Raw genomic sequence first — 4,741 nt, 5'->3', positions numbered from 1 at the left:
TTAATGGTTAAAGTGCTGCAATTAATTTTTCCATCAGAAAGGTCATATTTGGCGCTGACTTTTCTGCCACGTTTTGTACCTCTTCATGGGTAACTTTCTTGATTTTTCCCGGTACCCCCAGGTCGGTAATGATGGAAACAGCAAAGCAGGGAATGTCCATGTGCCTGGCTACAATGACTTCCGGAACTGTTGACATCCCTACGGCATCTCCGCCAATGGCCCTGAAATATTGGTATTCTTTGGGTGTTTCCAGTGTGGGACCGGAAGTGGCTACGTAACATCCCTTCTGAATTTTTATTTTATGTTCTGCTGCTATTTTTGTTGCTTTTTCAATAAGCGTGTTGTCATAGGGCTCGCTCATATCTACTATCCGGGGTCCCAGGCTGTCGATATTTTCTCCGATTAACGGATTGGGCATCAGATTGATGTGATCGTTCATGATCATAAGGTCCCCAATCTCAAATTCCGGATTGACGCCTCCGCTGGCATTAGAGACAAAAAGAAATTGAATACCCAGAAGCTTCATCACGCGTACCGGATAGGTCACCTCATTCATGGAATAGCCTTCATAGTGATGGAACCTCCCCTGCATAGCCACGACCCTCTTTTCCCCAAGCTCTCCAAAGATTAAACGTCCATGATGGCCCTCCACTGTTGATTCCGGGAAATCCGGTATGTCCTTGTAAGGGATGCTCGTATGAATGTCTATATCGTTAGTCATGCCTCCAAGACCTGTTCCCAATATGATGCCGATGTCGGGTTCCCGGGAGATCTTATTCCGGATAAAGGAAGCTGTGTTTTTTATCTTTTCTAACATGTTCAAGGATTTGACGGTTGAAATCACTGGTTCGGTTATTCAGAAATTTCACCCTTATTGGGATATAATACATATGCTTTTTCAGTTCTTCCGGGAAATCTGATAATTCCCGGAACCTTATGGCATCTTTTTCTGTGGTTACAATCGCTTTTTTACCGCCGATTTTCTCATAGCTCCGATGAATCTTTCTGATCTCTTTTTTTGTATACATTTTATGATCCGGAAATTTAAGTTTTTGGATCTTCTTTGATGTTCCCTCAATATGATTTTTAAGAACGCGCGGATTGGCTATGCCGGTTACAAGAAGAATGGTAGTATTATGATCCGGGAAATTTTCTTCTTCATATGAATCAGAATCTTCACCATATTGGCCGAATACCTTTCGGGGTTTATCATATTGATAGGTAGTGAAAAATACGCTTTGGTAGGGATAAGGCCTGAGCTTTTTCAACATTACCCTTCTTTGAATGGGTTGCAGGTTGGCAGGTGATTTTGTAATGATGATGATGTTGGCCCTCCTCTTTTCATAGGCCTGCTCCCTTAAATTTCCAAGAGGCAGCAGAAAATCTTTGCTGAGGGGATGGTTGTAATCGATTAACAGAATGGAAAGGTTGACTTTTATCTTCCTGTGCTGAAAAGCATCATCCAGGAGTACCAGGTCAAGGTTGGGCAGTTTTTCTCTAAGGGATTCCACCCCTTTTACCCGGTTTCGGGATACGGCCACTGTAATGCCCGGAAATTTCCGTTTAATTTGTAAAGGTTCATCGCCAGCCTCTTTAACGGTTGATTCCTCGGTAACCATTTGGAATCCTTTGCTTTTTCTTTTATATCCTCTGCTGAGCGTTGCAAGATCGAATTCCTCTTTGAGTAAATCTGCAAGATATTCAATATGTGGAGTTTTGCCTGTACCTCCCACCGTAATGTTTCCTACTGAAATCAGGGGCAACTTAAATGACTGAGATTTCAATATACCCTGATCATACATTTTATTTCTGAAAAAAACCAGAATTCCATATAGGATACTTAACGGGAAAAGAAGAAAGGCCAGCGCGATCCTTAGTTTTTTCATGGATAAAGCTTGTTTTGATGACCCCAAAAATAAAAAAACTTTTTCCTCCGGCATTATTCCTATTAAACAACCTCTATCGTTTGTTTGTAAAAAGAAACCTGAGAAACTATTTATATTATTTTTGTTTCTTCGGTTTTTTGTTTTATGTTTGCGGCATGAATCAGGAATATCAACATATCATTGAGAAGACCAGCGAGCTCTATAACCAGTATGGAATCAAGAGCATAACTATGGATGATGTGGCCAGGGAGCTGGGGATGTCAAAAAAAACCCTCTATAAATATGTTTCCAATAAGGATGATTTGGTAGATCATTTTGTGGAATATCTGACAGAAAATCGCAATTGTAATGTAGAAGAGATAAAAAAACAAAAATTAAATGCCATTGAGGAGCTGGTGGAAGTAAATGAATATGTGATTGAAATGTTGAAGAACTATAATCCATCCACAGATTATGACCTCAAAAAATATTATCCCGATCACTACAGGAAGTTGAGAAAGCTGAGGCAAAATAATATGTATCAAGCTGTGAAGGAGAATATTATGAAGGGCAAAGATGAAGGGCTCTACAGGCAGGAGTTGGATGAGGATATCATTTCAAGGGTGCACGTCAGCCGTATTGAGAATAGTTTTGCCAATGAAATGTTTACCATTCAGGAATTGACTTCATGGAAGTTCATCCGGGAAATGATGATCTATCATATTCATGGCATTGCGAATGCAGAGGGAGTAAAAATTTTTTACAATAAACTGAAAGAATTTGAAAATAAAAAAGACCTATACTAAAAATTGAATTTTTATGAAGAGAAACCTGTTTAAAACCGCTGTTTTTTTATCCTGGGCTTTATTATTGGCTGGGCATTCCTATGCACAGGATGATGAAGATACATTAAGGATTACTTTGCAGCAGGCACAGGATCATGCCATGGAACATAATGTTCAGGTCCGCAATTCTGAGATTGACATTAAGATAGCGGATAAGGAAGTTTGGGAGACCACTGCAAGAGGCCTGCCTCAGATCAGTGCAAGCGGATCATACAACAACAATCTGAGTTTGTCCACCCAGTTGTTCCCCAATTTCATTGAACCTACCATCCTTCAGGTTCTTATGGAGCAAGGAGTGATCCAACAGCAGCCCGTTCCGGAACCTGAAAAGATTGAAGTGCAGTTCGGCAGCCAGCATACTTTTGATGGAAGCTTGTCGGTTAGCCAGTTGATTTTCAGCGGCCCTTATATTGTAGGTTTACAGGCGGCCCGTGTTTATAAAGGACTGTTCCAGCAGCGGCATCAGCAGTCCAAACAGGAAATAAAAGCCAATGTGGCACGTACTTATCATTCTATATTGCTGACCAGGAGAAATGTTGATATTTTGAAGGACAATCTGGCCAGTTTGAAGCAATCAATGAAAGATTCCAGGGCGCTTTATGAAAGTGGTATGGTAGAACAAACAGAGGTGGAGAAAATTCAAATTTCCGTTTCCTCTCTGGAAAATTCTATCAACACGACCCAACGACAGTTTGAAAAGTTTCAAAACCTGTTAAAAATTCAACTGGGGCTGGAACTGGAGAGGCCTCTAAAACTCACCCAGTCTCTGGAGGAGATTGTGATGGAAACCACGATCAATGAATCGATACAAGAGGATTTTGATGTTACCGAAAACGTAAATTATCAATTGATGGACACGCAGGTGCAACTATCTGAATTGGACCTGAAAAGGGAAAAAGCGCAATTTCTTCCCACCCTTTCTGGCTTTTATAATTTCCGGGAAAATGCCATGCGCGATAAATTTAATCCCCTGGACCCGGATGAAAAATGGTATGAATCCAGTATGTTCGGATTTGAGTTGAGTGTTCCCATCTTTAACAGCGGGCAGAAAATTTCCAGGGTTCAGCAAGCAAAGCTCAATCTGAAAAAATCAGAAAACAATTTGTCCGATACCCGGAAAAATTTGATAAATAATTATATACAGGCAGAAAACAATTATAAAACCGCCTATGAAAAGATGCGGAATTCCCAGGAAAATATGGAACTGGCAAAAAAGGTATACAACAGGGTATCCAAAAAATTTTCAGAGGGCATGGCCAGCAGTATGGAATTAACCCAGGCCAACCGGGATTATTTAAATACCGAATCGAATTATATCAATGCTGTGGTTGATTTATTAAATGCCAAAACAGAGCTGGAAAAAATCAGAAACGAATTGTAATCAAACTGTAAAAAACTGAGAAGAATGAAAAAATTTGTCGTATTCATTTTTGTATTGACTTTTGTTGCATGTAGTCGGGAATCAGGTAAGGAAGAAATCAGAGAACAGATGGCTCAATATAAAAAAGAAATGAATGAGCTTCAGCAGAAAATCAATCAACTCAACGATCAATTGGAAAGCAGGGAAGGAGAAGCCGCAGGCACCTACAAGGTACCCGTTTTTGTCAAAACGCTTCAACCCGATACTTTTAGACATTTTGTCAATGCCAACGGAAGTGTGGAAGCCGTTCAGGATGCTTTTATCAGCCCTGAAACCAATGGCCGGATTACTGAGATATACGTTGAGGAAGGCGAGCGTGTAAAAGAAGGGGAAGTGATGGCTAGATTGAATACCAGTGTAATACAAAGCAATATTGAGGAGGTGAAAACCAATCTGGAGCTTGCCCGGAAAACTTTTCAAAAACAAAAACGCCTTTGGCAGGACAGTGTGGGATCCGAAATGCAGTATCTGGAAGCCAAAAACCGAAAGGAAAATCTGGAAAATCGTTTGGAAACGCTCCGGGAGCAGCTTGACATGTCGGAAATCAAAGCCCCCTTTGATGGTATTGTCGAGGCAGTCAACCAGAAGGCTGGGGAGATGGGTAATCCCGG

The 4,741-nt window shown here is 40.8% G+C and carries 5 protein-coding genes; 3 read left to right on the top strand and 2 right to left on the bottom strand.

Going from position 1 to position 4,741, the window contains the following annotated elements; translation table 11 throughout:
- Positions 1 to 7 precede the first annotated feature (7 nt).
- Together KGY70_17150 and lpxK are read right to left on the bottom strand one after the other, a co-directional pair.
- A complete protein-coding gene (locus KGY70_17150) occupies positions 8 to 817 on the bottom strand; it encodes a purine-nucleoside phosphorylase (GenBank protein ID MBS3776928.1) in 810 nt (269 codons plus the stop codon).
- Entirely contained in the window at positions 774 to 1,886 is a 1,113-nt protein-coding gene (gene lpxK / locus KGY70_17145; GenBank protein ID MBS3776927.1) for a tetraacyldisaccharide 4'-kinase, read from the bottom strand. The genes KGY70_17150 and lpxK overlap by 44 nt, the downstream gene beginning before the upstream one ends.
- A 155-nt stretch (positions 1,887 to 2,041) precedes the next feature.
- Here lpxK and KGY70_17140 point away from each other — a divergent pair, with 155 nt between their 5' ends.
- From KGY70_17140 to KGY70_17130, 3 genes are all read left to right on the top strand, one after another.
- Positions 2,042 to 2,671, top strand: a complete 630-nt coding sequence (locus KGY70_17140) for a TetR/AcrR family transcriptional regulator (protein ID MBS3776926.1) — start codon at positions 2,042 to 2,044, stop codon at positions 2,669 to 2,671.
- 13 nt (positions 2,672 to 2,684) lie between these two features.
- Entirely contained in the window at positions 2,685 to 4,091 is a 1,407-nt protein-coding gene (locus tag KGY70_17135; protein ID MBS3776925.1) for a TolC family protein, read from the top strand.
- Positions 4,092 to 4,115: 24 nt separating this feature from the next.
- Positions 4,116 to 4,741, top strand: a 626-nt coding sequence (locus tag KGY70_17130; GenBank protein MBS3776924.1) for an efflux RND transporter periplasmic adaptor subunit, incomplete at its 3' end; no start/stop codon positions are given.

It is taken from the genome of Bacteroidales bacterium, assembly GCA_018334875.1.
Taxonomy (GTDB): domain Bacteria; phylum Bacteroidota; class Bacteroidia; order Bacteroidales; family UBA12077; genus JAGXLC01.
Note: the sequence above shows the minus strand (reverse complement) of the source record. Positions and strands in the feature narration are given on the sequence as shown.